Genomic DNA, 5923 nt, shown 5'->3' with positions numbered 1-5923 from the left:
TCGCGCAGCAGCGAGGCCGCGCCTGATTTGAATCCTGATTGAATGCTCGTCATTCCACCACCTCATTTCGATCTGTTCTGTCTCCGGACAGCACGCCCAGTCGCTTGAGCGCCCGGGCCAGCACCGATTTCGAATAACTCTCACTCTGCCCGAAAAATTCGGCCAATTCCCTGTGCGTGTATCCTTCCATCTCATGCAGAAGTACGACAGCGCGGGAGCGTGGCCCCAGCTTCATCAGCAACGACCAGGCATCCACGCCTGATTCCGCCGAAACCTGATCCGACACGATGTTCGCAATCCGATCCTCGGCATCATCGCTGTCGAAACGGCGGTTGCGCCGAACGACATCAATGGTTGCGTTGGCCGTCATTCGCTTCAGCCAGGCGCCAAATGGCGCATCGCCGCGGAAACTCCTGATCGTGTCCATCATGCGCAAGAAAACATCCTGAACCACATCCTCGGCAGCAGCGGACTCGCCAAGGATTCGCAATGCCAGATTGAAACAGGGGCGAGAATAGAGTCGATAAATCGCTTCCAGCGACGCCTCGTCACCGCGCTTCGCCCGCTGTAGCACCAGGGCATCCAGTGGTTGGCCGAAGCCGATGTTCACTCGCGTTGGAAGACCGTCTGCGCCCATGCAGCAAAGGACGAACCAGGGCAGCAGTTCGTCGCAAAACGACCAACATCCGTTGATCCGTTCATCTCGAATCGGAGGAGCGCAGTCGCATCAACCGTGCTTCTCGAATATTCTCCAGCGGAACATTGAGTTCAGCGCTGCCACGTCCTACCTGAACAAGAAGCACAAGGTTGCCCGCTTCAACCGACTGAACATCGCCATCAACCCGCTTGCCGCCGGATGTGAGCAACTGCACGCGTTTGCCAACACGGCTACCCAGGCTTGATACCGGAACCACGTCGTATTCAGGCGCCCTGGCCTTGGCTGGCGGCAAACGTTCGATCTGCCCCGGCTTCCAGACCAGCGCCAGGGTAGAGTTTTCCGGAGGTGGCGGGGCGCTGGCTCCCAGTCCGGATATCGCGTCTGGCCGTGAACCGACATCTTCAGAGGGCATCGCGACGCTGTCGTCTGCGGACTCGTCCGCAAGCGCCGCAGCAACCTGCACTTCACCCGCAACGGATGCAGGCGTTTGGGTTGGAACCTCGACGGGTGGTGGTGCCACTTGCGTAGCGGGAAGTGGTGCCGACTGTTCGGCGGCTATCGCCGCATCCTCCTGCCCTGATTCCTGGGTGCCCAGTACGTCGACCAATGCCGGGTCCGGCAACTCGGAAGTCACGACATACAAGGGCTCCTCGGGATCGGTGAATGCCAACCGCAACATGATGGGCTGCGCGTCATCAATTCGCACCGTGATGTTGAGCAGGCGCAACAGGACCTGGCGCGGATACGCGTCGGTGTCGGCGGGCGCCCAGGTTGCATCCGGCAGGCTCGCCAGATTCAGGGAGCCACCCCTGTTCACCATGCGCTGATAAAGCCCAAGTACATCCTCGCTAGGATCGATGCCGCGCGTGGCCAGAAAAGTTCTCACCGCGGCCACATGTCGTTCGACGAACTGGGCTGGTGTGATGCCCAGCCATTCGGCACAGAACTTGTTGCGCCGTGACAGATACGCGGGATCCTCGTAGCTCAGGGATGCACGGCCCAGGCGCAACTCCTGATGACCGGCGGGCTGATCCCAACGCGATGGATCGAAACCCGTGAACTCGGCAGAGCCGCTCCAACTCGCAACATCTTCGCTGTAGAGCGCCATGCTCAATTCAAGTCGCTTTGCCTCACGCTCAAGGTGATAACCGAACACATCGACACGTTCCTCGCCACGTATACCCATGCGAGCGCGATCCTTGCTGCTCAAGGCGTCACTGCCGCAGCCGAGATTCTCAAACAAGGCAAGATCAGGCATGCCGACCCAACTGGAAATCAGCGGATCGTCAGTCTCTTCGATGGTGAGCCCGCGAGTCGTCAACGACAAATCCGCCGGCCATTCCGGATCGTTTGCCAGGGTTTGCCCGACGAGCCAGAATCGGCCGGGGCCTCTCAAATTGGCCACGCGCGCCCGCAGAGCGCCCTTCCACGGCCGACTTGAGAACTCCAGTCGCGGTGAAGTCAGGCGGATGCTGCCATCCAGAGCAATTCCAGCATTGTCGTAAGTCAGGCGGGTAGACGGTTCCAGTGCGCGCGCCAGTCGCACGGCGGCCGAGCGCGCGGCAAACTCAAGCGCCAAGCCGCCACTCGCTATCAACACAGCCGATACCAGCACTACGTTGCGCAATCTCATACGCGTGCGCATCCTCTATTTCGGCAGTCGTGCTGCCGCCAATTTACCCTGTCACGTGACGATAGCGGTATTGCCTGACAGCGGCAACGCGCGGCGTGCGGAGCGTCACGCTCTACGCCCCTCGGTGACCCGGGCGGCCGCGAATTCAAGGTCCAGCCAATGGCATCGGCTGGCCGGAGTCCTTTCCGCAGCATACGCTGCCGTCAGGCAATACACCGTGTTGCAGCCACTACCTGGCGAAACCCGGGCCCTGCAATACAAAAAGGCCGGGCTTGATGGCCCGGCCTTCCAATCGTGTTTCGTCCTGATACGGCGTGGATGGGCGTCAGGCCTTTCGTATAGCCATGACGATGACGAGCAGGATGATTGCGCCGATCATCGCATTGATGATGGCAGAGACGATGCCGCCACCCAGTGCAATGCCAAGCTGCGGCAAGAGCCAGCCGGCAAGAAACGCTCCGAGTATGCCGACGACAATGTTGCCAATCAGTCCCAGACCGCGGCCTTTGACGATCAGGCCGGCAAGAAAACCGGCAATACCGCCGATGATGAGAAACACCAACAAGGATTCCAGACTCACGTTGTACTCCCCAGTGCCTAGCCGCAAAGCGCGACCCACCGAGTGTGCGCGAACCACTGGCACAGTGCATGCCGCACTGCGCAACAATCCGGTTTGCCGGGCTTGCGCAGGCGGGATACGCAGCCAATTGCCTTGCGACAGGTGCTACTGGCGGATAGACGCCGCCGCGCGGGCTTGTCGATCCGTGGATGCGGCCTGCTCGCCCGCTCTTGCCCGTGCCTTGTCGCGAATGGCGGCCAGGGCCTCCGGTGGAAGCATGGTCGCGTCCGGGCGTGCATTCGCAGAAACACGTTCCCCGGCAATCGAGAAGATCGTTCCAAATGCTCCGACGAAACTCAACAGAAGGGCGAACCCGAGGATGCCCGGGCTCCGCGTCACAACAGCCATGATCAATCCGATCAAGGTCATTGAAATCATGATCCAGCGCATCATGCCTGTCCTCCCGATGTTGGCGATCCTGAACGTGGGCGAAGCCAGCATGCCCCCGGCGACAAAACTATCAGACTCATCGCGTCATGACAGTCCGCTGATCGGCAGAACGCTGCCGATAGGACAAAAGCAGACATCGACAGTCCGCATCTGGCCGGGCAGACTCAGCGCCCATGGACATGGCAGCACAATGGGCACTTGCCGGTGGTTTGGCCTGGGCGAGCGGATTTCGCTTGTACGCGACGGTATTCATCGTTGGATTGCTTGCGCATTTCGATATCGTCGAATTGCCATCCGGTCTGCTGGTCATGCAGCATCCCTGGGTGCTGGTTGCCAGCGGAATCCTCACCGTCGGCGAATTTCTGGCGGACAAGGTACCGGCATTCGATTCGGTCTGGGATGCCTTGAATACCCTGGTTCGAATCCCGGCCGGCGCGCTGTTGGCATGGGGCGCAATGGGCGACGAACCGGCTGCCACCCAGTTCATCGCGGCACTCGCCGGTGGATTCGTCAGTGGTGGCACGCATCTGTTCAAGAGCGGCGGGCGGGCGCTGATCAATACTTCACCCGAGCCGGTCTCGAACTGGACAGCCAGCTTCAGTGAGGATGGCGTGCTCCTGCTGGGACTCTGGCTCGCCCTGCAACATCCGTGGGTCTTCCTGGTCCTTCTTGCCGTTTTCCTTGCGCTCGTGATCTGGTTGCTGCCCAAGCTGTGGCGTGGCATTGCGGGCATGATTCGACGTTTGCGCCGGCTCGGCCGTGGCGGGCCGGATCCAGGAACCCCATAAGGCCTTTTGCCGGGCGTCTCGCGCCCACAGCCTTCGACTACCCGGATTTCAGCGATCCGAATGCCCGGATTCAAACCAGTCCTGGCGCACAAACAGGCCGGGGCGGATCAGGTCGATGAAGGCGCGCGCCTCGGCGCCGAGCACCTTGCCCTTGCGTACGACCACGCCGTAGCTTCGCTGCGGGAAATAGCTGCGCAGATTGCGCACCGCGAGGTGCTCGCGATCCGCGTCGCGAATACACATGCCGGTCACGATCGAGATTCCGAGCCCCATCGCAACGTACTGCTTGATCACCTCCCAGCCACCCACCTCGATCGCCACGTCGTAGGGCACCTTGCCCTTCTGAAACACCAGGTCGACCAGTCGATAGGTGGTCAGCCGCTTCGGCGGCAGGATCAGCCCATAGGGTGAAAGGTCTTCCAGGGTAATCGTGGTTTTCGATGCCAGTGGGTGATCCGGTGGCGTGATCAGCAAGGGGTCGAAGTGATGCAGGGCTTCGTAGGACAGGTCATTCGGTACATCGACCATCGACCCCACGGCGAAGTCGACTTCGTCCGAGCGAAGCAAGGCAAGACCGTCGGTACCGGTGACATTGTGCAGGTTCAGGTGAACGTCGGGATGCCGGGCGCGGAAGGCGGCCACCATCTCGGGCAACAGATACTGGATGGTCGAGTTGCCGCAGGCGATATCCAGCGTGGTTTGTCCCGGACCCCGCGTCTGTGCGAGGAAAGCCTCATCAAGACCCTCCAGGCCCTCGACCAGAGGCCGCGCAAGTTCATACAGAACCTGGCCTTCGTGGGTCAGGGTTACGCGTCGCCGACGTCGCTCAAGCAGGCTGCAGCCCAGCTCCGATTCCAGTGCGCCGAGTTGCAAGCTCACTGATGGCTGGGACAGGAACAGGGCCTCCGCAGCGCGGGTCAAGGTGCCGAATTTTACGGTGTAGCAAAAGGCTCGCAGCTGCTTGATGCGGTTGCCCTTGTAATAGAAGCGAGGAGTCTTCGTTCCTTCTCCGGCAGCCTTTGACACTGATTTGGCGGGCTTGCGTTTGCCGCGTTGCAACATTGGGCCGCCTCCGGAATGGGATGCACTAACCAGTCAATTCAGCCAGTTAGAGCAATAATTGACTGTGTTGATGTGTTGCATTGAAACATGTGTTTTGTCAAACGTAAAGCGGCGGGAGTAGTCTGGCCACCCGATCAGGCGACCGCTCCCATGTCAGCAGCGACCACCCCCATCCCCGATTCGAACATGAAGCTTGGTGGCGCCGAGGTTCTGGCAGGCATCGACGAGCGAATCCTGACCCCGGCATCCATGGCCTTCGTTGTTGACCTGGCGCGAAGATTCAACGCTCAACGCATCGATCTGCTTTCTGCACGCGAGCGACGCCAGGCACGGTTTGATGCCGGCGAGTCGCCGGATTTCCTTGCGGAAACCAGGTCGATCCGCGAGTCCGACTGGAAGGTCGCCGCGATTCCCGAAATCCTGCTCGATCGTCGTGTCGAAATCACCGGTCCGGTGGATCGGAAAATGATCATCAACGCGCTCAATTCGGACGCCAAGGTGTTCATGGCCGATTTCGAGGATTCGACCTCGCCGACCTGGGAAAACCTGCTTGAGGGCCAGCAGAACCTCGCTGATGCGGTGGACGGCAGCATCGAATTCCAGTCGCCGGACGGCCGTCGATACAGTCTGGAGCCGGATCCTGCCGTGCTCATCGTGCGGCCGCGCGGATGGCATCTCGACGAAAAGCACGTGCTTGTCGATGGGAACCGTCTCAGCGGTTCCCTGTTCGACTTCGGACTGTTCGCGTTCCACAACGCTCGGACCTTGCAAGC

General features: G+C 60.6%; 6 protein-coding genes and 1 pseudogene. 2 read left to right on the top strand and 5 right to left on the bottom strand.

Features of this window, described 5'->3' with window-relative positions; all coding sequences use genetic code 11:
- Positions 1-49: 49 nt before the first annotated feature.
- The 4 genes from WBP53_RS11440 to WBP53_RS11425 all read right to left on the bottom strand — a co-directional run bounded on the left by WBP53_RS11440 (position 50) and on the right by WBP53_RS11425 (position 3303).
- Positions 50-610, bottom strand: a complete 561-nt coding sequence (locus tag WBP53_RS11440) for an RNA polymerase sigma factor (RefSeq protein ID WP_423929011.1) — start codon at positions 608-610, stop codon at positions 50-52.
- A gap of 88 nt (positions 611-698) precedes the next feature.
- Positions 699-2303 carry a hypothetical protein gene (locus WBP53_RS11435; protein WP_423929009.1) on the bottom strand — a complete coding sequence of 535 codons (1605 nt, stop codon included), beginning with the start codon at positions 2301-2303 and terminating at the stop codon, positions 699-701.
- Positions 2304-2616: 313 nt separating this feature from the next.
- Positions 2617-2871 carry a GlsB/YeaQ/YmgE family stress response membrane protein gene (locus WBP53_RS11430; protein ID WP_423929007.1) on the bottom strand — a complete coding sequence of 85 codons (255 nt, stop codon included), beginning with the start codon at positions 2869-2871 and terminating at the stop codon, positions 2617-2619.
- A gap of 144 nt (positions 2872-3015) precedes the next feature.
- Positions 3016-3303, bottom strand: coding sequence for a hypothetical protein (locus WBP53_RS11425; RefSeq protein ID WP_423929005.1), 288 nt, complete (start codon positions 3301-3303; stop codon positions 3016-3018).
- A gap of 170 nt (positions 3304-3473) precedes the next feature.
- Here WBP53_RS11425 and WBP53_RS11420 point away from each other — a divergent pair, with 170 nt between their 5' ends.
- Positions 3474-4088: a DUF4126 domain-containing protein gene (locus tag WBP53_RS11420; protein ID WP_423929003.1), complete on the top strand. Its 615-nt coding sequence runs from the start codon at positions 3474-3476 to the stop codon at positions 4086-4088.
- 48 nt (positions 4089-4136) lie between these two features.
- Here WBP53_RS11420 and WBP53_RS11415 read toward each other — a convergent pair whose 3' ends face one another.
- A complete protein-coding gene (locus tag WBP53_RS11415) occupies positions 4137-5150 on the bottom strand; it encodes a LysR family transcriptional regulator (protein WP_423929001.1) in 1014 nt (337 codons plus the stop codon).
- A gap of 150 nt (positions 5151-5300) precedes the next feature.
- Between WBP53_RS11415 and WBP53_RS11410 the strand changes: the two are divergent.
- Positions 5301-5923, top strand: a pseudogene (locus WBP53_RS11410) (malate synthase A); the annotation flags it as partial.

It is taken from the genome of Dokdonella sp., from assembly GCF_049593775.1.
In the GTDB taxonomy this organism is placed as follows: Bacteria; Pseudomonadota; Gammaproteobacteria; order Xanthomonadales; family Rhodanobacteraceae; genus Dokdonella.
The sequence above is the reverse complement of the archived record's forward strand: the minus strand, read 5'-3'. Positions and strand labels throughout refer to the sequence as shown.